Origin of the sequence: Enterococcus crotali (assembly GCF_000633635.1) — a bacterium.
GTDB lineage: Bacteria > Bacillota > Bacilli > Lactobacillales > Enterococcaceae > Enterococcus_L > Enterococcus_L crotali.
The window spans coordinates 1-23,717 of record NZ_AYPQ01000012.1 but is presented as its reverse complement, the minus strand read 5'-3'; the positions used below and the strand labels follow the sequence as shown (position 1 = coordinate 23,717).

General features: G+C 35.4%; 22 protein-coding genes and 5 pseudogenes. 20 read left to right on the top strand and 7 right to left on the bottom strand.

Annotated features, from left to right (window positions below; all coding sequences use genetic code 11):
• Both V192_RS21380 and V192_RS20730 read right to left on the bottom strand, forming a co-directional pair.
• On the bottom strand, positions 1-179 hold a 179-nt coding region (locus tag V192_RS21380), incomplete at its 3' end, for a helix-turn-helix domain-containing protein (protein ID WP_025873746.1).
• A 60-nt stretch (positions 180-239) separates the two neighbouring features.
• The gene (locus V192_RS20730) at positions 240-611 is read right to left on the bottom strand and encodes a DUF6933 domain-containing protein (RefSeq protein WP_025873745.1); all 372 of its coding nucleotides are present in this window, start codon (positions 609-611) and stop codon (positions 240-242) included.
• 383 nt (positions 612-994) lie between these two features.
• Between V192_RS20730 and V192_RS20725 the strand changes: the two are divergent.
• The 4 genes and pseudogenes from V192_RS20725 to V192_RS0118500 all read left to right on the top strand — a co-directional run bounded on the left by V192_RS20725 (position 995) and on the right by V192_RS0118500 (position 3,229).
• Positions 995-1,560, top strand: a pseudogene (locus V192_RS20725) (recombinase family protein).
• A 135-nt stretch (positions 1,561-1,695) separates the two neighbouring features.
• On the top strand, positions 1,696-1,854 hold the full coding sequence (locus V192_RS21595) for a hypothetical protein (protein ID WP_158001116.1): 159 nt from the start codon (positions 1,696-1,698) through the stop codon (positions 1,852-1,854).
• 203 nt (positions 1,855-2,057) lie between these two features.
• Entirely contained in the window at positions 2,058-2,702 is a 645-nt protein-coding gene (locus V192_RS0118505) for a DNA alkylation repair protein (protein ID WP_025873744.1), read from the top strand.
• A 98-nt stretch (positions 2,703-2,800) separates the two neighbouring features.
• Positions 2,801-3,229 carry a heme-binding protein gene (locus V192_RS0118500; protein ID WP_025873743.1) on the top strand — a complete coding sequence of 143 codons (429 nt, stop codon included), beginning with the start codon at positions 2,801-2,803 and terminating at the stop codon, positions 3,227-3,229.
• Between the two features lie 538 nt (positions 3,230-3,767).
• Here the strand turns inward: V192_RS0118500 and V192_RS0118495 are convergent.
• Positions 3,768-4,412 carry a histidine phosphatase family protein gene (locus V192_RS0118495; protein WP_025873742.1) on the bottom strand — a complete coding sequence of 215 codons (645 nt, stop codon included), beginning with the start codon at positions 4,410-4,412 and terminating at the stop codon, positions 3,768-3,770.
• A gap of 1,081 nt (positions 4,413-5,493) precedes the next feature.
• Between V192_RS0118495 and V192_RS0118480 the strand changes: the two genes are divergently transcribed.
• The 10 genes and pseudogenes from V192_RS0118480 to V192_RS20720 all read left to right on the top strand — a co-directional run bounded on the left by V192_RS0118480 (position 5,494) and on the right by V192_RS20720 (position 12,593).
• The gene (locus V192_RS0118480; RefSeq protein WP_128080847.1) at positions 5,494-5,910 is read left to right on the top strand and encodes a PH domain-containing protein; all 417 of its coding nucleotides are present in this window, start codon (positions 5,494-5,496) and stop codon (positions 5,908-5,910) included.
• 40 nt (positions 5,911-5,950) lie between these two features.
• Complete coding sequence (locus tag V192_RS0118475; protein ID WP_025873738.1) at positions 5,951-6,430, top strand: hypothetical protein; 480 nt, start codon at positions 5,951-5,953, stop codon at positions 6,428-6,430.
• Positions 6,431-6,709: 279 nt separating this feature from the next.
• Positions 6,710-7,048: a hypothetical protein gene (locus V192_RS0118470; protein WP_025873737.1), complete on the top strand. Its 339-nt coding sequence runs from the start codon at positions 6,710-6,712 to the stop codon at positions 7,046-7,048.
• A gap of 70 nt (positions 7,049-7,118) precedes the next feature.
• The gene (locus V192_RS0118465; RefSeq protein ID WP_025873736.1) at positions 7,119-7,355 is read left to right on the top strand and encodes a hypothetical protein; all 237 of its coding nucleotides are present in this window, start codon (positions 7,119-7,121) and stop codon (positions 7,353-7,355) included.
• A gap of 144 nt (positions 7,356-7,499) precedes the next feature.
• Positions 7,500-8,429, top strand: a complete 930-nt coding sequence (locus V192_RS0118460) for a helix-turn-helix transcriptional regulator (protein ID WP_025873735.1) — start codon at positions 7,500-7,502, stop codon at positions 8,427-8,429.
• Between the two features lie 91 nt (positions 8,430-8,520).
• Positions 8,521-9,456, top strand: a complete 936-nt coding sequence (locus V192_RS0118455; RefSeq protein WP_025873734.1) for an alpha/beta fold hydrolase — start codon at positions 8,521-8,523, stop codon at positions 9,454-9,456.
• Positions 9,449-10,006: a YdeI/OmpD-associated family protein gene (locus V192_RS0118450; protein ID WP_025873733.1), complete on the top strand. Its 558-nt coding sequence runs from the start codon at positions 9,449-9,451 to the stop codon at positions 10,004-10,006. Before V192_RS0118455 ends, V192_RS0118450 begins: the two co-directional genes overlap by 8 nt.
• A gap of 346 nt (positions 10,007-10,352) precedes the next feature.
• Entirely contained in the window at positions 10,353-10,946 is a 594-nt protein-coding gene (locus V192_RS0118445; protein WP_025873732.1) for a DUF805 domain-containing protein, read from the top strand.
• A 242-nt stretch (positions 10,947-11,188) separates the two neighbouring features.
• Complete coding sequence (locus V192_RS0118440) at positions 11,189-11,839, top strand: ABC transporter ATP-binding protein (RefSeq protein WP_025873731.1); 651 nt, start codon at positions 11,189-11,191, stop codon at positions 11,837-11,839.
• Positions 11,836-12,593, top strand: a pseudogene (locus V192_RS20720) (ABC transporter permease). Before V192_RS0118440 ends, V192_RS20720 begins: the two are co-directional and overlap by 4 nt.
• Positions 12,594-12,667: 74 nt before the next feature.
• Here V192_RS20720 and V192_RS0118425 read toward each other — a convergent pair.
• Both V192_RS0118425 and V192_RS0118420 read right to left on the bottom strand, forming a co-directional pair.
• On the bottom strand, positions 12,668-13,357 hold the full coding sequence (locus tag V192_RS0118425) for an HAD family hydrolase (RefSeq protein ID WP_025873730.1): 690 nt from the start codon (positions 13,355-13,357) through the stop codon (positions 12,668-12,670).
• A 5-nt stretch (positions 13,358-13,362) separates the two neighbouring features.
• Positions 13,363-14,142 carry a DeoR/GlpR family DNA-binding transcription regulator gene (locus V192_RS0118420; protein ID WP_025873729.1) on the bottom strand — a complete coding sequence of 260 codons (780 nt, stop codon included), beginning with the start codon at positions 14,140-14,142 and terminating at the stop codon, positions 13,363-13,365.
• Positions 14,143-14,396: 254 nt separating this feature from the next.
• Between V192_RS0118420 and lacG the strand changes: the two are divergent.
• The 5 genes and pseudogenes from lacG to V192_RS20705 all read left to right on the top strand — a co-directional run bounded on the left by lacG (position 14,397) and on the right by V192_RS20705 (position 21,100).
• Positions 14,397-15,796, top strand: a pseudogene (gene lacG, locus V192_RS20715) (6-phospho-beta-galactosidase).
• A gap of 22 nt (positions 15,797-15,818) precedes the next feature.
• Positions 15,819-16,142 (top strand): PTS sugar transporter subunit IIA, encoded by a 324-nt coding sequence (locus V192_RS0118410; RefSeq protein WP_025873728.1) that lies wholly within the window; start codon positions 15,819-15,821, stop codon positions 16,140-16,142.
• A gap of 15 nt (positions 16,143-16,157) precedes the next feature.
• Positions 16,158-17,867, top strand: a complete 1,710-nt coding sequence (locus V192_RS0118405; protein WP_025873727.1) for a PTS lactose transporter subunit IIBC — start codon at positions 16,158-16,160, stop codon at positions 17,865-17,867.
• Between the two features lie 34 nt (positions 17,868-17,901).
• Positions 17,902-19,517 (top strand): annotated as a pseudogene (locus V192_RS20710) (glycoside hydrolase family 53 protein).
• Between the two features lie 183 nt (positions 19,518-19,700).
• A pseudogene (locus tag V192_RS20705) lies at positions 19,701-21,100 on the top strand (glycoside hydrolase family 1 protein).
• A 180-nt stretch (positions 21,101-21,280) separates the two neighbouring features.
• On the opposite strand, the gene V192_RS0118390 reads toward V192_RS20705, so the two are convergent.
• On the bottom strand, positions 21,281-22,003 hold the full coding sequence (locus tag V192_RS0118390; RefSeq protein WP_025873726.1) for a GntR family transcriptional regulator: 723 nt from the start codon (positions 22,001-22,003) through the stop codon (positions 21,281-21,283).
• A gap of 72 nt (positions 22,004-22,075) precedes the next feature.
• Positions 22,076-23,344 (bottom strand): PTS cellobiose transporter subunit IIC, encoded by a 1,269-nt coding sequence (gene celB, locus V192_RS0118385; protein WP_025873725.1) that lies wholly within the window; start codon positions 23,342-23,344, stop codon positions 22,076-22,078.
• Between the two features lie 202 nt (positions 23,345-23,546).
• Here celB and V192_RS21375 point away from each other — a divergent pair.
• Positions 23,547-23,717: helix-turn-helix domain-containing protein (locus V192_RS21375; protein ID WP_025873724.1), on the top strand; the 171-nt coding region annotated here is incomplete at its 3' end.

Genomic DNA, 23,717 nt, shown 5'->3' with positions numbered 1-23,717 from the left:
TGATTTTGGCGTTTTCGTAAAAGACCTTCTTCACCGAATTCTTGATAAGCATTGATCCACCTATGCACTTGTTCCATTGTTTTAACCCCATGCTTATTTGCTAAAGCTTGTATTCCTCCTTTCCCTACCAGATATTCTTGAACAATTTTTAGTTTAAGTTCAAAGTTATATTTAGACATAAAAATACCGACCTCCAAAAAATTAGATTTTTGGTCTAACTTTTTGGGGTCGGTTCAAGCCTATAGTTTATCTAACTCTTTTTTTACTACGTCAATACTAAACGTATATTCAGGTGTCATACTACGATATGGCGTTTTAGCAAGGAATTCCATTACAGACGTCTGTAGTCGTGAATTCAGGTCAATGTCTTTAGGATAAGCTTTTAACATTTGAATCATGTTGTTGTTAATGCCGCTGATTGAACGATTATAGGAATAAGAAATTTCCATTCTGCCAGCTCTAAGAAAATATTTTTTTAGTTGATATGGTTTGTCTGTACTATAACCAAAAACATGTTCAACGCCTTCTTTTATGTAAACAGAAAGCTGTTGTTTGTTTTTAGCGTTAATATCAGCTAAAACGATTGGAGAAAAGGACAGATCATTTACCAAAACTAAAACTTTTTTCTGTCTAAAGCAAAATAATTTGCATGCCAAGAGAAAAAGGATCGTTCAGTTGAGCTGGATGTAGTAGTAGAAACTGGAAATTCACTAAAAAGTGGTAATGATTTTTTCGTAGGGACAATTATCATAAATAAACTCCTTTGACGTTAATCATGAGTACAGTATAACATACACAGAGAAAATGATTTAAAGTACAAGGTGTACTTATACCAAAAACATTCGTTTTAGGTATAGGTGAACTCTAAAAAATATAAATTTTGAAAACCTCTTTATATAGAGGTTTCTATTTTTACCAAATATCACCAAAACTTATACCTAAATCTATATATCTATAACCACCGTTTATGGTATAATTTAGTAGAGGTGATCTAATGAAATATACTTATGGTTATGCGAGGGTGTCAACTCAATCGCAAGAATTAAATCGGCAGCTTGATATTTTAGAAAAATATCAATGTGATCAAATATATACAGAAAAAATTTCTGGAACAAAATCCAGTCGTCCAGAATTGAACAAATTAAAAGATAATGTTCGAGAAGGTGACACAATTGTTGTTGAAAGTTGGAGTAGGTTAGGGCGTAGCACAAGAGATCTGATTGATTTAGTAGAATTTTTCGATAAGAAAAAGTGAATGTGATTAGTGCAAAAGAAAAATTTGATACGTCAACCCCTCAAGGTAAATTGATGTTGACTGTGTTTCAGGCTTTTTCTGAATTCGAGCATGATCTCATTGTTCAGAGAACAAGAGAAGGACTTAAGAGCGCAAGAGCAAGAGGTCGAGTAGGTGGACGTCCTAAAAAGTCTGAGAAAAAAATTAAACAGGCTTTGAAGCTTTATGACTCAAAGCAGTATTCTTTGCGAGAAATTAAAGAAATGTCAGGTGTCAGCACAACAACACTATACAGATATCTCGAGAAAAGAAAATCAGGTGACTAGAGAGCGCTTCCAAGGTCATTTCAAATTTTAACTAAGGCGGTTATCAATAAAAAGGATCGATGGCAGCATACATGAGTTCCAAAATGTTCAGTTGCAGCTTTTAGTACGAATAAAAATCAGAAAGGTAACTAAGCGATGAATAATGAAATGGAAATTACAGAATGGCTAACGGTTTGTCCAGATTTTGAATTAAGTAAAATAGAAGAAAATTCAATCATTGAAAAATCTTTGGTATGGGGGAAGTTGCCTAACAAATCATTTAATGGTGTAACATTCGCAGGACTTAAACGTTAAAAGAAAGTAAATAGCTAGTTTTTATTTGATTAACTAGTCATAAAATAATCGTTCGTAAAATGGAAGAAAATTCTCCGGCTACAGCTGCGGATCTTCCATGTTATTTTTTAAAAGCGAACGGTAAAAATTCCTAAAGCAGAAAACCTTATATTAGGAATTGGAGATAGCTTCCAAAAAGGATTTATAAAGGAGAGGAATAGAAAATGAATTTAGAAGAAGAGTTAGAAGTAATTGGCAAGATATCCAATGGATTTAAACCAATGGAGCTCTTGGCAGATTCAATAGCGGATAGATTTACGGATGAAGAAATAGAAAAAATATCGTTTAAATTATTCTTATCCGAGGTCTATCAAAGAAGAATGGTTGCCGTTTTTTTATTTGGGAAACTAGCACCTAAAAATAATGTAGTTTTAGATTTTATGAAAAAAAATGTGTCAAAAGACGATAATTGGAGAGTTCAAGAAATACTTGGTATGGCTTTTGATAATTTTTGTAAAGAGACTGGTTATGAAAAAGCATTAGACACAATAAAAGATTGGCTTACATATAAATATTGTAATACACGGAGGGCAGTATCAGAAGGTCTTAGAATTTGGACAAGCCGTCCTTATTTTAAAGAGAACCCGGATGTAGCTATCAAGTTATTATCTGAACTTAAAAACGATGAAAGCGAGTATGTAAGGAAGTCTTGCGGAAACGCATTAAGAGATATCAGTAAAAAATATCCTGAAAAGATTGTGTCTGAGTTGTCTGATTGGCAACAAAGCAAAGAAGAATTACAAATAAAGAAAATAATCTTAAAAAACAAAAAATTGGAAAGCTATCTTAAAAAGGATAGTTTAGATTAGTGGAAAAAATTTCGACAGCAGCAATGGACCTGTCAATACTATAATTATAAGAGAAACAACAGGTATTTTGTAATGCTAAAATTAAAAGGTGGAGACTAATGATAGAAAAAATAACTTTGAAAAAATTCACAAATAAAATAGCTCTAGATATGGGGCGAAAAATAATAGAACTTTCAGAATCAAGAAATCAGGAAATTGCAGTTGAAGTACGTCGGTTAAATCATACAGTCTTCCTATATATAGGTGAGACATTGCCAGCTGACAAGCACAATTGGCTAAGGAGAAAAGCGAACGTAGCAATATTATTTGAAGAAAGTTCATTAAATGTAAAAATGGATTTGGAAAAGGGAAGTATGAGCTTAGATAAAACGTTCGCACTGAGAAATAGTGATTACATAGCTAAGGGAGGGGCAATTCCAATTTTTGTTGAAAACGCAGGAATGGTGGGGGCTATAACAGTATCTGGATTAAAAGATGTTGAGGACCATCAGATAATAGTGGATGCATTAATGGATAGCTACATTTAGAATGTTTCTTCTTTTCTAAAAGGATAAATAGAGGTGGTGGTGAGTCTAATGTATCTAACAGTAGGTTAAAAGATAATGGAATCAAAATGAATCCCCCAGCATTTAGGAAAGCTATCCGATTAGGGCAACTTGAAGGAGTCATACTTGAAAATAAAAAAGAAGGGTAACAGATCTAAAAGAAAACTTAATTATGTTTATGTATATTAAAAAGAGAGATTTTAGAAGTATTTACAAGTTAGAATATGAAAGAGGTTTGAAGAAAGGTCTATCACTTTCTACTTCACGCAAAAAGGATTAGTAGGAGGAGAAATGATAGAATTAATAACGAGTCAAGTAGGCATATCTTACATGAGATGTATATGTCAGACTACTTTGAATCTGAGGATTTAGAAGAATCATTACAGCAACTTATAGACGATACAGAATCAACAGTTGGTATTACTATCCAAATTGGCTATTGTAAATATTTTGCGTCCTATTTCCAGCTCCTTTCTTAATTCACATTATCGACCTGAACCACAAAGGCGTACTATGCGTATCATGTAAGGATAGAAAAACTTTTACCATCCCATTTAATAGAAATAATATCGACATTTTTGATTTTAGGTTTTTTTCGCAACATTTCTTTTGAAAACAAATACATCAATGTTTTAATAGCAAAAGCATGAGTAACGATCAGGACGTTTGGATTATTCAAGTGAATCAAATTATCACCTGTCTCTTTGAGAAAGCTTTCCAATCTATCCGTAATCATATGAAACGGTTCAACCATACCTGTTATGTCGGATTTATAAATAATCTCATGAACTTCCGGCAGACGGAAATTAAGTTCTGAAAAATCATTTTGTATCTGTAATTCATTCATCATACTGGAAATAAACGTATTATTATTTTCTGCTTCCCAGCAGCCCAAACACCACTCACGGAGCCTTTTATCAGGAATAACTTGTAGTTCATTTTGCCCCTGTGCAGTTAATATGGTTTTTCCAGTCTGTAAAGCTCTGGATGTATCACTGGAAAATGCAGACGAAAATTGGACATTTTTCAGTTGCTGTCCTAATTGTGTTGCTGCTTGGATTCCACTTTCAGTTAATGGGGAGTCTGCCCAGCCTTGTGCTTTATGTAAACGGTTAAGTAATGTTTCCCCATGTCGAGTAACATAGAAAGTAACTGTTGAATTCATATTTTATCCTCCAAAATAATCATATGTAATGGCTTCACCTTATCGGCAATAGTCGAACTAAGAAATTACTAACATCATATCAGAACCACCCGCCCAAAACAACGCTAAAGTAAAAGCGTAACGACGGGATGTAGATATTAGAAGGAGGATGTAGAATATTTAGACAGAGTAAAAATAAGAGAGCATGCCTTGTTAACTTATCAATTAATTAGTAAGTTAGATTATAATATTGATTTTGTCGAGGTTAATTATAATAATGGATGAAGTACTCAAACAATAAATGTAACGTCTAGGGGTTACATTTACTAAAGTAATAAACGATAAGAAAGAAGGAAAACATGATAAAAATATTTAAGTATGGATTTTACAGGTATGTTAAAGCAATTCTTGTTTTATTGATGTTGATAGGAGCATTTTTCTTTGCATACAGCAATGAAATGTTGAATTTTGAAACAATAGGTTTATTTATTCTAGTTTCCGTTTTTTTCCTGATACTTATTTGGTGGCAATTATCCAGTCAAATCATACTCAAAGTGGGAATCATTACTGTTAAGTGTTTTGGAATGAATATTAAAGAAATAAAGATAAATAGCACAATATTCAAACTTAATGGATATGAAGATCCAAATAGCTATCATTCTTTGACCAGCAAATCGGAACCCTATTATTGCATAAGTACTACAGATAAGAAGTCAAAAGACCACTACGAAATAAAGATATATGACAAGGAAGACTATCTTACTTTTTCGAGTGTACTTCAAAAGATAGTAAAATTTACTTAGTTCTCAAAAAGGATCAACAACTAAAGGAGACAATATGAAAATATTTCGAAACTATTATAAGCTTATTAATGATTTTTATAATGGAAGTTCAAATGTTATTAAGTTATCAATACTTATCTCTACCTTTATAACTTCATTACTAATTAAAGTAATGTTATTTGAAAATGTTGGTGGTATATTTGGTTATGCCCTTGGTCTGCTATCATACTTGGTGCTATTTCCTTTATTCTCATTTTTGTTCTATAAACTTAATTAATAGTTGTATTTTGTGTCAAAAAGGATAAAAAGTGAAGGAGAAAATGATGAATCAAGCAATGAAATTAGATAATATTATGGCGTTTATAAAAGAAACGAATACCGAATCAATTGAGGATAAAAACTTTATATTTGGTTATATTGAGCCAAAATTTTCAAAATATCTATTGTTTCAAGCTGGAGCAGTAGCAGATTTAAAAAACTTTCTTGTGTTCTTTACAAATGAAGAAATTATTTTGGTAGAATTAAATCACTCAGGTGATTTTACTGGCCGAATCAATCATTTAGAACGAAAAAAAATTGCGGACTTTAAATACAAGAGTGGACTTACACAAACGAAAATTATTTTTAAGTACGATGATATAAGGTTGGTGCTAAAAACACCACAAGTTGTATTGACTTCAAAATGGCAAATGACTAATTTGAAATATCTGAAAGAGAAAAACTTTTTCTGGAAATAATTTCCCGAAAAGGATTATATAAAAGAAGGGAATAATAATAATGAAAAAGACAATTTTTTTAATTTTATTTTTTAGTGTGGTACTAGTAGGTTGTACTGGTAAGCAATCAGAAGAAGTAGTTACTTCAAAGGGTAAAAGTCTCGAATCAGAAAATTCAACTACAACTATATCAACAGAAAATGTAACGGATGAAAAGACAATAGTGTCTACTGAGAGCAATGAACCAAATTATACATTACAAGCAATAAGAAAAATGACAGAAAATAGTGCAGATTTAGATACTACGATAATCGATCTTTCTGATACGCCTGATGATTATAAAATATTAGCAGAACCGACTCATGAAGAAGGTTCATACAGCTTTATTAGTGGTCCTGCTAATGGAGAACCTGTTGTTTACACTGAAAACAAAGAAGACACAGAAAAATATAATTTAACTAAAAATCCAAAAGCAACTTCGATTAAAGAAGTGAAGCAATTGATAGAAGAATTGAAACAGGAACGAATACAAAATGAATGATAAATCGAGAATTTAAGTGTAAAAGATAATGAGAATCGTATACCAGATCTCAATGAGCGACAGCTTGCATTTAGTGTCATTAGTGATATGTATGCATTGTTGCTAGGCACAAGTCCCAAAAAGGATCGCTCAGAGAAATAGGTCTATTGTCCAACTGCAGTGTGAGATCTACCGGAGAAAATGATCAAAGAGACGATCAATCGATAATATCAGGACAATGGCCGAACTCAGAATCACGAACTATGTGTCAAAAGGATCAGTACTGAAGGAGGCTTGAATATGTTTTTTTTACTAATGCCAGTTTTTGTTTTTCTAAAAATAGGAGTAATTCACTTTTTAATATACTATGTAACTAATAAGCTAAGGTGGAAGTTAAGTTTTGGACTGAGCCTATACTTCACTGGAATCATAGCTGGATTGATTAGTTTTGTAATAGATTGGAGTGGTATTTATTCATTTCTGTTTACTAAATCGGATGAGGGATTCATGATAGGATTTGGATTGTTTTTGTATCTGTCCTGGTTAATAGTACCTGTATGTTATTTGGCATTTTTGAGTATTTTTTATTTGATTAAAAAAAGTGCTAAGAAAAAATTGCAAGAAGTGGCTGAATTTTAAGTCTTAGAACATGACTGAACTAAAAAAATAAACGATGAACCAAAAGGATCAATTGAGGTGGTGTAAAAGAATGCGACAAAATCATAAATTAGGAGATTATCTTTATAAAAATGGGAATGTTTATAAAATAGTTCCACATTGGGATGATATGTTCGCTGTTGGTGGACTTGTGTCTATTTTCTTGCAAGAATCTACTGATACAATCTTTTGTAGTCCCTACTTAATTGAAAAAAATGATTTTAGCTATATTTCTGCGACGAAAGAACAAATAGATAAATTTGATTTGATCGAAAAAGAATATCGATGATTTTGCATCTAACGGTAACAATCGTAAGGTGATCATCAAGAAACTAGTTAAACAATCAAGAGAACGCCCAATAACGCTAAGGTAAAGCATTTGTTTAATTATTCTTACTACATAATAAAGAAAAATATTTTTAAGGAGAACAAGATGAAAATAGAACGTATGTTAACCATTATTGTGATGTTACTGAATCGAAATCGTGTAACAGCAAATGAGTTGGCTGAGAAATTTGAAGTGTCGGTTCGGACTATTTACCGTGATATCGAAACGATCAATCTGGCTGGTATTCCCATCATTTCCCACTCTGGAAACAACGGTGGTTTCAGCATTTATGAGCGTTATAAATTAAATCATCAAGTACTGACTCTTAATAATTTGTCCTCCCTTCTTTCTGTCCTCAAGGATATCAATGCCACAGTTTCGGATATTGAATTAGAATCATCTATAGAAAAACTACAAAATATCATCCCTAAAAACAAGACAGATTATCTAAAGTTGCATATGGAGCAAATCATCATTGATATCCATCCTTATGGAGACTCTCCAGATCAAAAAGCATTAGTTAAGACGCTAAGAAAAGCGATTACGCAGACTAATTTACTGACGATTGACTACAGAAATTATGATAATATCATCAGCAAAAGACAAATTGAGCCTATGTCTCTTGTATTTAAAAATTACACTTGGTATTTATTTGCTTATTGTCTTTTAAAAGAAGACTTTCGAATATTTAGAGTTTCCCGTATCAGTGATTTACACATTGAAAACCAATCATTTGAACGTCGAGAAAAATCGTATCACGAGATTACGGCATTATTAAATGAGCAAACAACAATGACCACCATTGTCTTGAAAATTTCCCCTAATATGAAGTCTCGTGTGGAAGATGTTTTTAATAAAGAAGATGTTAAAGTGTTAGACACAGGTGAATTTCTTATTACTGCTACATTCCCCGAAAAAGAATGGTTATTCTCTCTTATATTTAGTTTTGGAGAGCATGTGGAAATCTTAGCACCAAAAGAAATGCGGCAAAAAATGGCTGCCAAACTCAAATTGATGGCTGAAAAATATCATTAAGTGCATTTTTCAAAGCTGACAGACTGTTGTCAAACCTCCATGATAAGATTGTTTTTGTAAGACAGTTTTATCTAAATCAGGAGGATATTAAATGAAAAATAATAATGAATTTCCAACACCATCACTTATCTCAGTGAATGGAGTAGAGCTAGAGATTTTTGAAGCTGGACAACAAAATTTTGGGCGACCTATCATTCTCTGCCACGGCTGGCCAGAGCATGCCTATTCTTGGAGACATCAAGTGGCTCCACTTGTAGAAGCTGGTTATCATGTGATCATTCCTAATCAACGTGGATATGGAAGATCTTCTTGTCCCAAAGAAGTCACACAATATGATATTGAACATTTAACGGGTGATCTTGTTGCTCTCTTGGAGCACTACCAATACAAAGATGCTATTTTTATGGGGCATGATTGGGGTGCAAGTGTTGTTTGGAGCATGGCTTTGCTACATCCAGAACGTGTTCGTAAAATGATTAACTTATGCTTGCCTTACCAAATTAGAGGCGAGAAACCTTGGATTGATTTTATGGAAGAATTTTTCGGAGATGATTACTATTTTGTTCATTTTAACAAACAACCAGGTGTTGCAGATGCTATATTGGACGAAAATGCCTCACAATTTCTTCATAATTTATATCGCAAGAATGCGCCAGCACAAGCTCCTGGTGAAGGAATGGAAATGATTCATTTAGCTAAAGCAGCCAAACCATTAGGTGAATCTGTTATGAGGGATGAGGATCTTGCTGTTTATATCACAGCCTTCAATAAGACAGGATTTACTCCAAGCATCAATTGGTACAGAAATTTAAATCGTAATTGGCATTTATTAGCTGATGTATCGCCTGTCCTTCATCAGCCAACATTGATGGTTTATGGTGAGAAAGATATTATTCCGCCACTTCCAAACATAACAGACTTTGTACCTAATATAGACATTAAGAGTTTAAATGCGGGTCATTGGATTCAAGAGGAAAGACCTGTTGAGCTCAATCAAACGATTTTAGAATGGTTGAAAAATGAGTGAAGTTCTATTTTTCAGTAATCAAACAGAATTCATTGATTGGTTGACTATTCATCACCAAAGCGCTAGTGAAATTTGGGTAGTTTTTTTTAAGAAAAAGACGAATAAAGCAAGTCTCACTTGGCCTGAATCAGTAGATTGTGCACTGGCATTTGGCTGGATTGATGGGATACGAAAAACGGTTGATGAAGATAGCTATAAAATTCGCTTTACACCACGTAAGCCTAACAGCGTTTGGAGTAAAGTCAATGTACAAAAGGTGCATAAATTGATTGAGCTTAATCAAATGCGGCCTGAAGGGTTAGTTGTTTTCAATCAAAGAAGTGATCAAGTAGGTTATTCTTCAGACCAAAGGAATGTTACGTTAATGAAGGTATATGAGGACGAAATCAGAAAAAATCCAAGGTCGTGGGAATTTTTTAATCAGCTTCCGCCTTCTTACAAAAGAGATGCTATTTGGTGGATAATGAGTGCGAAAAAGGAAGACACCAGACTAAGAAGATTGAATCGGTGCATTGTTTCCTGGGAAAGGGGTGAAATGTTAAGACCTTAGATTTTCGTTTTGCTTCATAAGAGGAGACTTAGGAAGTACCTCTCAGCTTGATTAGTGCTCAATGTTAAGAAAGATGGCTTTTCGTGTTAACTCCTGTATTTACAAATAAAAAATGTCCATATTGTAGCAATTTCATTCACTACTTAAATGAATATTTTGTAAATTCATTAGGTATTCTTGATCTTTTTTTTACTCTAAATGAGTGATTGGTTAGGATGGATGAGGATTTTATAGGAAAAGACTGAATTTTCGGTCATTTTTTTCAAAATTTTTCATATTTTCATGAAAAATACGGAAACGAGCGTTCTTTTATGATAGAATAGTTATATTACGAAAGGAGTTTGTTATGAAAAAAATATCAGAAGAGGGAAAAGTTTCTTTTTCTCAATCAGTAAAAGATTTTTACGCAGGGTACTTTGATTTTAGTGGTCGTTCTACAAGAGCTGGGTATTGGTGGTTGACACTTGCTATTATTATTTCTTATGTGGTTCTAATTATACTTACAGCAGTTGTTTCCGGTGGCAGAGAATATTATGAATCTGCTGTTAGTCCTGTTATGATTTTTATTATTGTCATATTCACACTATCATTGATCGTCCCTTCTTTAGCGTTGTCAGTTAGACGGTTAAGGGATGTCGGTTTACAAAGTAAAACAATTTTGAGTATCTATGTTCTTTATTATGCTCTTTACGGAACAGTCATGATGAGTTTTTATTCATCTATGTTCAATTCACTGTCAACTATGGCGTCGGCATATTCTAATTATTCTGATTCATACATGCCAACAGCTAGTATGAATTTCTCAGGTTCACCTATGTTTACATTTCTGTTTGGATTAGTTTCCTTTTTCCTTACTATTAGTATGTTTCTACCTACAGATATGTTAGCTACTAAAAGTAACAATGCTGTATTGACATCTATTTTTAGTAAAAAAGTTTAAAAGCTGATGAGACAGGAGAGCTTGCTTTTGCTCTCACCGTTTATCTGAATTCTGCGTGAGTGGGACATGACCCTTCGAGTCATGTTCCACTCCTTTTTTCATCTTTATTTATGTTTTGAATGCACAAAATAGTGTATTCCTATTCATATCTGTTCCTTTGTTTTTTTACCTGTATTTTGTAGAATTCATTTGATTTTCTATGATATGATAAAAAGTGAAGAACTGACGAGGAGTGAAAGAATTTGGCAACAATTCTAAAGGCGGATCATATTTCATATGAAATCGAAAATAAGCAAATCATCGACAATATCAACATGGAAATCGAGCAAGGCAGTCACCTGACGATCACTGGTCCATCAGGAGGAGGGAAAAGTACTTTACTGAAGCTATTTGCTTCTTTATTAACAGTAACCAAAGGCAATATTTTTTTTAAAGGTGAAGATGTGGTAACGCTAACACCGGAAAATTATCGGATGCAAGTATCTTACTGTTTTCAACAACCATCCTTATTCGGTGAAACTGTGCGAGACAATTTTATGTTCCCATATGAAGTGCGCAAAAAAGACTTTCAAGAAAGTCATGTATTAGAGTTACTAAAAGAAGTACAGCTACCTGAAAACTATCTCAACAAAACTATCACCGAATTATCTGGTGGCGAAAAACAACGTGTGGCGTTGATTCGTAATGTAATTTTTCTTCCTGAAGTCTTGCTTTTGGACGAAGTTACAGCTGGTTTAGATGAAACGAGCAAGCAAATCGTTAACCAATGGCTGTTACAGCTAAATAAAGAAAAGAATGTTACCTTGATTCGTGTCACGCATGATACAGAAGAAATTGCCCAGTCCACAATTGTCAAAAAAATCGTAGCGGGAAGATTGGAGGAGGAAAAATGAACTTAGCAGTGAACGATCTTTCGCTATTATTTGCCAGTATGTTAGTCATGGTTGCATTACTGATTAGTTACAAAGAAAAATTAGGGTTTACCAAAGATATTATTGTGAGCGTCTGTCGTGCGATTGTTCAACTGATTTTAGTTGGTTATTTGCTTAAGTATATTTTTCAAGTTGATAATAAGCTATTGACGATCGTCATGGCGGGAATCATTATTATCAATGCCGCGTTGAATGCTAACAAGCGCAGCAATCATTTGAAAAATGGTTTTCTGATTTCTTTTATTGCGATTGCTTGCAGCACAAGTGTGACGATCGGTGTACTGGTCCTTTCAGGAGCGATTCGTTTTATTCCTTCGCAAATTATTCCGATCAGCGGAATGGTTGCGAGCAATTCGATGGTAGCAATCGGGTTGTGTTATCGAAATATGGATAGTTTGTTTCATGATCAACGACAAGCTGTACTTGAAAAACTCGCTTTAGGTGCGGATATCAAATTGGCTTCACGCTCGATCGTTAGGGCAAGCATTCGAACAGGAATGGCGCGACGATCGATTCTGCTAAAACAGTTGGCATTGTTAGTTTACCTGGGATGATGTCAGGGTTGATTTTTGCTGGTGTTGATCCGGTACATGCGATCAAGTATCAGATCATGGTGACCTTTATGCTGCTTTCGGCAACAAGTATTGGTTCGGTACTTGCAACGTACTTAGCGTATAAAGAATATTATAATGATAGGAAGCAATTGATTGTCTGAACAAGATCATTATGATAGACAAATCGCCTTTGTCAGGAGTTATTCGTTCATGACAAAGGCGATTTTATTGGGCATCAAATAGTAGGTTGTTCGAGCACAAAGTTCTCATAAAAACCGTTGAAATCTTTGATCAAACCATTTTTACACAGTTCTGCTTTTTGAAACGCAGTACTATTTTTTTCAAAAGGATCGATTCCAATGATCGTTCCAATACCGGCATTTTTAGCAGCAATCAACCCTGAGTAGGCGTCTTCGATAACGAGACAATCAGCAGGGGATAATCGCAGTTTTTCTGAGGCAATCAAAAAAATATCAGGAGCTGGTTTGCCTGGAAAGGAACCATTGTCGTAAACGACTGTTTGGTAATCGAACCAGTTGCTTAAATTAAAAATATCAAAATAAAAGTCGAGATTCTCTTTGACTGTAGCTGTAGCTATAGTCATTGGAATGGCGGCTTTTTTTAACTGTTCCAATGTTTCGATCAAGCCGTCCGTTAATTTTAATTGAGTAGGATTTTGTGTACAAAGCTCACGATAAAAAGCTTCTTTTTCATAAGATAGTTGTTCGATTTCTGATTGCGTTAAACGATCTGAAATGAAATAGGTCAAAATCTCATTATTTGTCCGTCCGTGAACGTTTAGCAAAATATCCTCTTCGTTAAGATTGTTATCTGAGTATTTTTGAATCATGTGAAGCCAAGCTTCTTCATGGAAATGAGAATCTTGAAACATGGTTCCGTTAAAATCAAATATAAGGCCTTTCATAGTTGTCATTCCTTTTTGTATGCTGCATTTTCAGCGATTTTTATTTCTACATATTGTTCATAATGCTTTTGGACATCTTCAATTATAGCGTCATCGGTAATCAAGTAATCCATATCGTGTAAATTGTAAAATACGTAAAAATCATCTCGGTTTAACTTTTGATGATCTGCTAAAATAAATTTGGTCCGAGAGTTATTTAGAGCAATTTGCTGCGCTTCACCTTCTTCGATATTATAAGTAGAAATGGCTTCGTTATGAATCCCATTGGCACTGATGAATGCTTTTGTAAATTTTAGTTTTTTTAAGGTGTCGTTGACGATAGGTCCGACAAAGGCACCGGTGTTTTTACGATAATCACCGCCAACTAAAATGATATCTGCAATCTCATGTTGGGCTAAAATATCAAATACAGGATAATTATTGGTAATGATCCGAATTCTTTTCGTGGAGATCAAAGCAGCTACTAATTCCATCGTTGTTCCCGGTCCTAAAAAAACAGTATCGCCATCTTGAACATAAGAAGCTGCTAACTGAGCGATTTTACGTTTTTCATCCATTTGCACCGCTTTTTTTTCAGTATGAGATAATTCTTTATCAATAGAATAAGAAAGGCTTTGAGCACCGCCGTGGATTCTAAGGATTTTTCCAGCCTTGTCCAGTTCATCCAGATCTCTTCTAACCGTCATATCTGAAACGGACAATTCTTGAATGATCTCGTTTACGGTGATGATTCCTTGGGCGTTAGCCATTTCGATTATTTTAAGTAGACGTTCTCTTTTAAGCATACATTTAAGCCCTTTCATTCAATTTTACAAACAATTTACCATAAATTAGAATCTAAGTCAAACGAAACAAACAAAAACGAACAAAAAATGTTTGGTTTTGTTTTTTGGAAAGAGTGAATAATTTTTGGATAGTCTATTTAATTAGTTGACAATATGGAATTCGCCGAGTAATATAAAAGCAAGAAACGAACATTAGTAAACTTGAAAACAACAAAAAAGAACTTTTTAATAGAGAATGGGGAGGAATCATCATGATAAGGAAATTACCAGAAGATTTTATTTTTGGCGGAGCAACTGCTGCATATCAAGCTGAAGGCGCTACCAAAGAAGGCGGCAAGGGACCTGTAGCATGGGATGCATTTTTAGAAGAACAAGGACGTTTTAGCCCTGATCCGGCGAGTGATTTTTATCATCAGTATCCTGAAGATATTCGCCTATGCGAACAATTTGGTGTAAACGGTATTCGTTTATCGATTGCTTGGACGAGAATTTTTCCAGACGGCACCGGCGACGTAAATCAAGAAGGAGTCGATTTTTATCACAACGTATTTAAAGAATGTCAGAAAAGAAATGTAGTGCCTTTTGTGACGCTTCATCATTTTGACACACCGAAACGCCTATTTGATAATGGTGATTTTTTAAATCGCGAGACAATGGAAGCGTTTGTATCTTATGCAGTGTTTTGCTTTAATGAGTTTTCAGAAGTGAAGCATTGGAGTACTTTTAACGAGATTTATCCTGTCGCTACTAATCAGTATTTGCTAGGAACATTTCCGCCATCAATCAAATTTGATTTTACGAAAGTGATTCAATGCTTACACAATATGATGGTCACACATGCCAAAACAGTCAATCTATTTAAAGAAAACGGGTATGAAGGCAGATCGGTGTAGTTCATTCGCTGGAAACAAAATATCCAGCAACAGATTCAAAAGAAGATCAGCATGCAGCTTTCTTAGATGATGCGCTCTCTGTACGATTTTTACTCGATGCAACCTATTTAGGCTATTATTCAGAAGAAACGTTAAGTGCTTTAGCAGAAATTTGTGAAGCAAATCAAGCGAGTTATGAGTTTTTAGAAGAAGATTTTGAGATCATGAAAAAAGCCTCTACTCGCAATGACTACCTAGGAATCAATCACTATCAGTGTCATTTTGTAAAAGCATATGATGGAGCAAGTGAAATCTATCATAATGGCACTGGTGATAAAGGAACTTCTGTTTATAGAGTCAAAGGAATCGGTGAACGAGTGTACAAAGAAGGGCTAGATAGGACCGATTGGGATTGGTTGATTTATCCACAAGGGATGTATGATATATTGCTTAGGATCAAACAGGATTATCCAACATACAATCAGATTTATATCACAGAAAATGGTATGGGCTACAAAGATGACTTTGATGTGGGTGTTATTATGGACGGCCCGAGAATCGATTATTTACGCGTTTATCTAGAAGCCATCAGTGAAGCCATTGAAGCTGGAGTGAATGTAAAAGGGTACTTTTTATGGTCATTAATGGACTTATTTTCATGGACAAATGGCTACAATAAACGCTACGGATTATTCTATGTTGATTTTGAAACGCAAAAACGTTATCCAAAAGAATCTGCGTATTGGTATAAGTTTGTCAGTCAAACAAAAACGATTATTTAACGAAGAAAAGCGAGGTAAGGATATGAGTACAAAAGAAGAATTACAAATGTTAGGGTTTGAAATCGTTGCTTATTCTGGAGATGCTAGAAGTACGATTTTGAATTTATTAAAAGAAGTTCGCGGTGGGAACTTCGAGCATGTTGACTCAGCGTTACAAGAAGCGGATGAAAATTTAACTTTGGCTCACAATGCTCAAACGAAGATTTTAGCCGAGGAAGCAGCAGGAAGCGATTTAGATTTAGGATTTATTTTTATTCATGGACAAGATCATTTGATGACCACGCTCTTATTACGAGAATTAGTACAAGACTTTATTGCACTTTATAAAAAAAATCAATCACTTTAACAGGAGGCAAGCGAAATGAATGCGATCATTAAACAGATTGAAAAAGGCAAACCGTTTTTTGAAAAAATTTCCCGCAATATATATTTAGGTGCTATTCGTGATGGCTTTTTAACAGCGATGCCAGTTATTTTATTTTCTAGTATATTTATTCTGATCGCAGCAGTTCCAGAAGTTTTAGGCTATGCGTGGCCGGATGCAGTCTCTGCTTGGTTGTGGAAAGTTTATGGCTTTTCAATGGGCGTTGTTGGCTTATTGGTTACGGCTACAACGGCACGTTGCTTAGCTGAATCAATGAATCGAAAAATGCCGAAAAACAAAAGCATCAATGCAACATCTACGATGCTTGCTTCGATTGTTGGTTTTCTTTTATTGAGTGTGAATCAGATTGAAGGCGGTTTCTCTGTCGATTATTTGGGAACAAAAGGGTTGATTGCAGCCTTTATTGCGGCTTTTATTACAGTTAATGTGTATAAATTCTGTGTAAAACATAATATTACAATCAAAATGCCAAAAGAAGTCCCAGGGACAATTTCTCAAACGTTTAAAGATGTGTTTCCGTTTGCTTTTTCAGTGTTTGTGATGGTTTTGATCGACTTAGTTATGCGAAATATCTTCAACGTTTCTTTTGCAGAAGGAGTCATTACTTTACTTCAACCGCTATTTTCCGCAGCGGATGGTTATGTGGGTATTTCGATTATTTGGGGAGCGATGGCATTATTCTGGTTTGTGGGCGTACATGGACCATCAATTGTCGAACCTGCGATTGCGGCAATTATTTATGCCAACGTAGAAACGAACTTGGAGCTTTTCAATTCTGGTGAACAAGCATCTAAGGTACTGACAGTTGGTTTAGGTAATTTTGTTGGCACGATGGGCGGTACTGGGGCAACGTTAGTCGTACCATTTATTTTTCTGCTATTTGCTAAATCCAAGCAATTGAAAGCTGTGGGAAAAGCATCCGTTGTGCCAGTCTGTTTTGCTGTAAATGAGCCATTGTTATTTGCAGCGCCGATGATTTTAAATCCGTATTTCTTTATTCCGTTTTTGATCACACCGATGGTCAATGTTTGTTTATTTAAATTCTTTGTTGATGTGATTGGCATGAATAGCTTTATGTACGTGTTACCGTGGGCTACTCCAGCACCTTTAGGCTTGATATTGGGGACTGGTATGGGTGTGTGGGCCGTAGTTTTAGCCGTTGTGTTGATTGCGGTCGATGTTGCAATCTATTTCCCGTTTTGTAAGGCTTATGATGCAGAATTGCTTGAGCAAGAAGCGCTAAAAGCAGCAGAATTTGGGTTAGAAGCAGAGTTAAACGAAGAGTCAAATTTAGTGATCGCAGTTGCATCAGATGGTTCTGCAGTGATTGCCGATGTAGAAGTGACCGCTGAAAATGATCAGTATGATAAAGAGATCAATGTATTAGTTCTATGTGCCGGTGCTGGAACAAGCGCGATGCTGGCAAATGCGTTAAAAGAGGGCGCAAACACTTATGATGTAGCGATTACTGCTGAAGCTGGAGCATATGGTTCTCATTATGATATTATGGAAGATTTCGACATGGTAATCTTAGCACCTCAGGTAAACTCACATTATGAAGATATAAAAGAAGATACGGATCGTTTAGGGATCAAATTAGCTGGAACTAAAGGTGCAGAATATATTCAATTAACACGAGATCCGAGAAAAGCGGTGGATTTTGTTTTAGGTCAATTTGATAAATAGTAAATTGGAGGTTCGAGAAATGAAGAAGAAAGCAATGAGTTGGGTTTTTTCATTATTCCTGTTGGTACTAACGTTTACTTGGGGTTCAAAGGTTGTTCAGGCAGAATTTATTAGTGGTGCCGATGTTTCGATCTTGGCGGATATGGAAAAATCAGGCGCAAAATATTATGAAAATGGAACGGCTAAAGATGCGTTACAGATTTTGAAAAATAATGGAGTCAATTACGTTCGTTTACGTTTGTGGAATGATCCTTATGACAATTCTGGTAATTCCTATGGAGCAGGAACGAATGATATCACAACGACGATTTCACTGGCTAAACGTGCGAAAGCGTTAAATATGAAAGTACTTTTGGATTTTCATTACAGTGATTTTTGGGTAGATCCGGGAAAACAAAATGTGCCTAAAGCTTGGCAAAATCATACTTTTGAACAAATGAATACGGCTGTCTACGAGTACACCAAACAGGTACTGATTCAAATGAAGACAGCTGGCGCCTATCCTGATATGGTACAGATCGGAAATGAGTTAAATAGTGGTATGCTTTGGCCATATGGTAAGAGCTGGGGTGAAGGCGGCGGTGAGTTTGATCGCCTAGCAACTTTCTTAAAATCAGGAATCAAAGCAGTAAAAGATACCCAATCATCTGCTGTTCCAATTATGCTCCATGTAGCTGACGGGGGGATTATGATTTGTTCCAATGGTGGTTTGATGAAATTACCGCACGAAATGTAGAATATGATATGATCGGTATTTCTTATTATCCTTATTGGCACGGTACGATGGCTGATTTACAAAAAAATATGGATAAAATTAGTGCACGTTATACTAAACAAGTAGCAGTAGTTGAAACGGCGTATGGGAACACGACTAATAATGCGGATAGTAAAATAAATGCTTTTACTGCTGTAGAAGCTGCAACTGCAGGGTATGAAGCGAGCACGAATGGGCAATATCGTTATTTAACAGATTTGATTACAGCAATAAAAGAAGTGCCTAATAATAAAGGAGCAGGATTTTTCTATTGGGAACCACTTTGGTATAACGGAAATGTTTCTTGGGCAAGTTCAGCAGGAATGAATTATCTTGGCGTCACGGATGAAACTGGAAATGAATGGGATAATCAGGCGATGTTTGATTTTAAGGGGAATGCGTTGGCTAGTCTGAAAGCTTTTGGAGTAGGAAATGCGGCGACATCGGTAAATTATGTAAGTAATCCAAGTTTTGAATTAAACGGTTTTACCAATACACCAAGTAATTGGACCAACTGGTACGGAAGTGGAGCAACTATTGGAACGATCAAAACGGAAGCAACAGATTTTGCTGGTAGTTATAAGCTAAGCTTTTGGGCAAATACAGCTTATGAAACGTCGACTTATCAAACATTGACAAACATACCGAATGGAACTTATACATTATCGGCTTATGTAATGTCAGATGGCACATTTGCTACAAGTCAATTGTATGTGAAAAATTATGGTGGAACAGAATTGACGACAAAAACGTCTGGTCATAGCCCTTGGACCAGAGTAGAAATCGGAAATATAAAGGTAACAAACGGTACGGCGGAGATTGGTTTTTATAATAAAGCTTCGGCAAATGCTTGGTTGAATGTAGACCGAGTTATACTGACTAAAAATCCATCGTAGGAAGAAAATAAAGCTGGAAGGCGACTGGGATGTAGCTCGTAGAGTATGTTTCGGTTGCCTTCCAGTTTTTTATCATTTACAATGGACGATTTTTAAAATTAAAAGTATAGACATTTGTATGTTTTAACATTATAATAATAGAGAATATAGCTCTTTATTATGTGAATGAAAGCGGGTAAAATTATGACAAAGAAATTCAAAGATGACTTTTGGTGGGGGGCCGCGACATCAGGTCCGCAAAGCGAAGGAAGATTTAAGAAGAAACATGCCAATATGTTCGATTATTGGTATGAGATCGAACCAACAGACTTCTATAATCAGGTAGGTCCAGATGTGACTTCTAATTTCTACAATAGTTTTAAGGAAGATATCGCATTAATGAAAGAAATCGGCTTAAATAGTGTGCGGACATCGATTCAATGGACACGATTGATGGATGATTTTGAAACAGGAACAGTCAGTGAAGATGCCGTTCGTTTTTATAATGCTGTGATCGATGAGTTTCTTGCAGCTGGGATTCGACCTGTAATGAACTTACATCATTTTGATTTACCTGTTGAACTGTATCATAAATATGGCGGCTGGGAATCAAAACATGTAGTCGAGTTATATGTGAAATTTGCTGAAAAATGTTTTGAATTATTTGGTGATCGCGTGAAAGATTGGTTTACGCACAATGAACCGATCGTAGTTGTTGAAGGCGAATACTTACATCAATTCCATTATCCGAAAATCGTAGATGGAAAAAAGGCAGTGCAAGTTGCGTATAATCTAAACTTGGCTTCTGCAAAAGCGATCCAAGCTTTCAGAAAAATGGGGCTGCAAAACGAAGGTGGCAGAATCGGGATTATTTTAAATCTAACGCCGACCTATCCGGCCTCTGATTCACCTGAAGATTTAGCCGCAGCGAATATTGCTGAACTATTTAATAATCGTATGTTTTTAGATACAGCTGTTCATGGGGAATTTCCACAAGAGTTGGTCGATCTGTTTATCAAAGATGGTGTCCTTTGGGAAAGTACGCCAGAAGAATTAGCGGTGATCAAAGAAAATACGATCGATGTTTTAGGGGTCAATTTCTATCATCCAAATCGTGTCAAAGCACCAGATATCGCACCTAATAGTGTAGGTGCTTGGTTGCCAAATCGCTATTTTGATGAGTACAATATGCCAGGACGTCGAATGAATATCGATCGCGGTTGGGAAATTTATCCGAAAGCATTGTATGATATTGCTATCAATATTCGTGACAACTACAATAATATTGCGTGGTTTGTCTCTGAAAATGGGATGGGGATTTCTGAAGAGGAACGATTCATGAATGATGCTGGTGTTGTTGAGGATGACTATCGGATTGATTTTATTCGTGAACATTTAGAATGGGTTCATCGAGGAATTGAAGAAGGATCTAATTGCTTTGGCTATCATTTATGGACGCGATCGACTGTTGGTCATGGGCGAATGCCTACAAAAACCGCTATGGCTTTATTTCTACCAATATTCATACACAAATCAAAACCATCAAAAAATCAGGGCATTGGTTTAAAACCGTTGCTCAAACAAATACAGTTATAGATAAATAAAAAGAGGTTGGGTCAGAAGTGTTTAACCCCGAGAAATAAGAAGAGATTCACGAAAATTGCTCTTCAAATTTTTGTGAATCTCAGCTTATTTCCGAAGGAGTTGCTTCTGATCCCACCGTTTATTCGGATTTAGAGTCCGAAACAAAACTGATTTTCAGTTTCGCCTCACTTTTTTATTTACTAAGCATAATCAACATTTAAAATAGAATAACTTCGTTGATCATACCGATTCCGACTACAAGAAAACTCAATAGGACGTCCATTTTTAGAATAGACAACTTGCTGTACTTCAAGAACAGGGTCGTCTTTTTTGCACTTTAAATATTCTTGATCATATTCATCGGATTTATCTGCTTGAATATTTCGGTAGGCTCCAGCAAAATCAAGAGATAGCTGTTCTTTGACATACGTATAAATAGAATCTTTTAGAATATCCGTTGTAAGTCCCGGCACCAAATCACAAGGCATATACGTATGTTCCAAAATAAAAGGCTCATCTTCAAGAATTCTAAGACGGATGATTTTATAAACAGGTTGTTCTTCAGAAATAGCTAATCGTTCTTGAACTTCTTTGGAAGGAAATTCAACTTCAAATAAAATCACTTGGCTTCTCAACTTTTTATGGCGATCATGCATTTGTTTGCTAAGACCATCATATTCATTGGCAGGTGAAGTATCCTTATCCCAAAAAGAGCGATTCAATACTTTGGTTCCAGCACCGCGTTGAGAGTATAGAAGTCCTTCCATGACTAAAATACCGATCGCTTTTTTGACAGTCATTCGACTGACATTAAATTCTTTTACCAAGTCTGTTTGGTTTGGGATTAGAGTATCTGTCTTGTAGACATTATTTTTTATTCGTTCACGCAAGGTATCTGCGATTTCTTCATACTTTGGCTTCATATCGTTACAACCTCCTCATGTGTATTGTAACTGATTATGAATGTATAGACAATTAAAGAAAAGAAAGTGCAATTAAATCGCACTTTCTTTTTCTTTATCCAATAGGCGTAGGAATGGAAACCAAAGTAGACCAACAATGAGTAGATCGACAAGTTGCAATATACCGCCTAAGATTGAATTTGTAGCTAACATACCACTAAAGAAAATCGGCACAGTCCATGGAACCGATACGCCAGTTGGCGGCGGCACAATACCGGCGGCCATAACAAGATAGTTAAGCACCGTAACGATCAATGGCGCTAATACCCACGGAATAAGGATCGTCGCATTTAAAACGATCGGTAAGCCAAAAATAACAGGCTCATTTACGTTAAAAATACCTGGTGCTAAACTTAGACGACCGATATCTCGATACTGTTTTTTCTTCATAACAAACGCCATGATCAAAATAACAGCTAAAGTCATACCAGAACCGCCAAGTCCGACAGTAAAGGTTTCCATAAATGGTTTTGTAATGATATGAGGTAATTTTTCCCCAGCTTTATACGCATCTAAGTTTTCCAACATCAAGGTATTCCAAATAGGGTCCATCACCGAATTGACGATAATTTGACCGTGTAACCCGAAGAACCATAAGAACTGCACAAAGAATAAGGCAATCAAAGTTGCAGGTAAACTACTACCTAAACCAACTAATGGTTTTTGAATAACATCATAAATAACATCATGAAGATTGGTTTTGAACAAGCCAGTAACGATTGCGTTGATAAATAGAAAAACAGATAAAGTTAAAATAGCAGGGATCAACGCAGCAAATGATTTGGCAACAGCAGGTGGAACACCATCAGGCATTTTGATCTGCCAGCCTTTTTTAGTTACTCTGCAATAAATTTCCCCAGCAAGAAAGGCTGCGATCATCCCAATAAACATACCTTTAGCGCCTAAACGATCTAAAGATAAGACACCAGAAACTTCTGTGCCATCTTCAAGTGTCATCATGAAAGGCGTTAAAAGGAGAAAACTAGCAAATGAAACTGCTCCGCCAAATATTCCTTCAACATCATAGGATTTAGACAAATAATAGCCAATACCAAACGTAACGAAGACGGCCATGATACTCATGGTCGCATTTTGACCATTACCAAATAAAGAGGATAGAGTTCCTTTTGTAGCATCACTGAAAAAAGGTAAATTATTGATAACAACAATGATCGATCCGAACATCGTTAATGGAAAAGACAACATAAAAGCATCTCTCAAAACAGAGAGATATCGATTTTGTCCAAGCTTATTTGCAAGCGGCATAATCTTTTCTCCAAGAGAATCCATAAAACCATTCATACTAATCAGTCCTTTATATTCTATTTGTAATCGATTACAAAAAATAATATACCACTTTATCCATTAAATGTCTATACTTTTGTATTTAAAGAATATATATATATGTGTGTGTGGGGGGGGGACGCAAAAAAAGAGTAAACCGAAATGAACCGACCCCAAAAAGTTAGACCAAAAATCTAATTTTTTGGAGGTCGGTATTTTTATGTCTAAATATAACTTTGAACTTAAACTAAAAATTGTTCAAGAATATCTGGTAGGGAAAGGAGGAATACAAGCTTTAGCAAATAAGCATGGGGTTAAAACAATGGAACAAGTGCATAGGTGGATCAATGCTTATCAAGAATTCGGTGAAGAAGGTCTTTTACGAAAACGC

Bases quoted from the DNA above. Each gene is read 5' to 3' on its own strand.
- V192_RS0118465 (WP_025873736.1), top strand. From the start codon at position 7,119: ATGCGACAAAATCATAAATTAGGAGATTATCTTTATAAAAATGGGAAT.
- celB (WP_025873725.1), bottom strand. From the start codon at position 23,344: ATGAATGGTTTTATGGATTCTCTTGGAGAAAAGATTATGCCGCTTGCA.
- V192_RS0118420 (WP_025873729.1), bottom strand. From the start codon at position 14,142: ATGCTTAAAAGAGAACGTCTACTTAAAATAATCGAAATGGCTAACGCC.
- V192_RS0118455 (WP_025873734.1), top strand. From the start codon at position 8,521: ATGAAAAATAATAATGAATTTCCAACACCATCACTTATCTCAGTGAAT.
- V192_RS0118410 (WP_025873728.1), top strand. From the start codon at position 15,819: ATGAGTACAAAAGAAGAATTACAAATGTTAGGGTTTGAAATCGTTGCT.
- V192_RS0118470 (WP_025873737.1), top strand. From the start codon at position 6,710: ATGTTTTTTTTACTAATGCCAGTTTTTGTTTTTCTAAAAATAGGAGTA.
- V192_RS0118445 (WP_025873732.1), top strand. From the start codon at position 10,353: ATGAAAAAAATATCAGAAGAGGGAAAAGTTTCTTTTTCTCAATCAGTA.
- V192_RS0118505 (WP_025873744.1), top strand. From the start codon at position 2,058: ATGAATTTAGAAGAAGAGTTAGAAGTAATTGGCAAGATATCCAATGGA.
- V192_RS21595 (WP_158001116.1), top strand. From the start codon at position 1,696: ATGAATAATGAAATGGAAATTACAGAATGGCTAACGGTTTGTCCAGAT.
- V192_RS0118425 (WP_025873730.1), bottom strand. From the start codon at position 13,357: ATGAAAGGCCTTATATTTGATTTTAACGGAACCATGTTTCAAGATTCT.
- V192_RS0118495 (WP_025873742.1), bottom strand. From the start codon at position 4,412: ATGAATTCAACAGTTACTTTCTATGTTACTCGACATGGGGAAACATTA.
- V192_RS0118500 (WP_025873743.1), top strand. From the start codon at position 2,801: ATGATAGAAAAAATAACTTTGAAAAAATTCACAAATAAAATAGCTCTA.
- V192_RS0118460 (WP_025873735.1), top strand. From the start codon at position 7,500: ATGAAAATAGAACGTATGTTAACCATTATTGTGATGTTACTGAATCGA.
- V192_RS0118450 (WP_025873733.1), top strand. From the start codon at position 9,449: ATGAGTGAAGTTCTATTTTTCAGTAATCAAACAGAATTCATTGATTGG.
- V192_RS0118390 (WP_025873726.1), bottom strand. From the start codon at position 22,003: ATGAAGCCAAAGTATGAAGAAATCGCAGATACCTTGCGTGAACGAATA.
- V192_RS0118480 (WP_128080847.1), top strand. From the start codon at position 5,494: ATGATGAATCAAGCAATGAAATTAGATAATATTATGGCGTTTATAAAA.
- V192_RS0118475 (WP_025873738.1), top strand. From the start codon at position 5,951: ATGAAAAAGACAATTTTTTTAATTTTATTTTTTAGTGTGGTACTAGTA.
- V192_RS0118405 (WP_025873727.1), top strand. From the start codon at position 16,158: ATGAATGCGATCATTAAACAGATTGAAAAAGGCAAACCGTTTTTTGAA.